The following is a 992-nucleotide window of genomic DNA, read 5'->3' on the forward strand; positions in this document are numbered from 1 at the left end:
GAGGGACGCCGGGTCGCGGTGGTGGTCAACGACATGAGCGAGGTCAACATCGACGCCTCGCTGGTCTCCGGCCGGGGCGGGGAACGCCTGGTCGAACTGACCAACGGCTGCATCTGCTGCACCCTGCGGGAGGACCTGCTCGACAGCGTGGGCGCACTGGCCCGCGAAGGCCGCTTCGACACCATCCTCATCGAGTCGACCGGCATCTCCGAGCCGATGCCGGTCGCGGCGACGTTCGACTGGACGTTCGAGGACGGCACCAGCCTCTCCGACCACGCCCGCCTCGACACCATGGTCACCGTGGTCGACGCCTCGACCTTCCTGACCGAGCTCGAGCGCGGCGACTACCTCGCCGAACGCTCCCTCGAGGCTGACGAGGACGACGAACGCGGCATCTCCGACCTGTTGATCGACCAGGTCGAGTTCGCCGACGTGCTGGTATTGAGCAAGACGGACCTGGCGACCTCCGAGCAGGCCGCCACCGTCGAAGGGCTGTTGCGCAGGCTCAACCCGAGTGCCCGGCTCGTCCGCGCTGGCCATGGAGTGATCGACCTGGCGGAGGTCCTCGACACCGGGCGCTATGACCCGATCACCGCGGCCACGTCGGCGGGCTGGGTCGAGGAACTGGCCGGCAACCACACCCCCGAGACCGAGGAGTACGGCATCCGCTCGGTCACCTACCGCGCGGACCGTCCCTTCCATCCCGCCCGGCTGGCCGACGCGCTGGCCGGCTGGGAGGGTGTGCTGCGCAGCAAGGGTTTCTGCCATATCGCCAGCCGTCCGCACACCCTGGCCGTCTGGTCCCAGGCCGGGCCGAACATGACCATCGAACCCGGCGAACTGCTCACCGGCCACACCGCCGGCCAGGAGCTGGTCTTCATCGGCGTCGGCCTGGACCCCGACGAACCGCGCCGACGCCTCGACCCGGCCCTGCTCACCGACGCCGAACTCGCCGCGGGCCCCACCGCCTGGCAACGGTTCGACGACCCGCT

1 protein-coding gene is annotated in these 992 nt (G+C 70.1%); it reads left to right on the forward strand.

The window, feature by feature from the left end; translation table 11 throughout:
- On the forward strand, window positions 1-992 hold a 992-nt coding region (locus tag AC08OV_RS20470), incomplete at both ends, for a GTP-binding protein (protein ID WP_476620131.1).

The sequence above is a fragment of the Frankia sp. CeTa3Moorea genome, assembly GCF_978021225.1.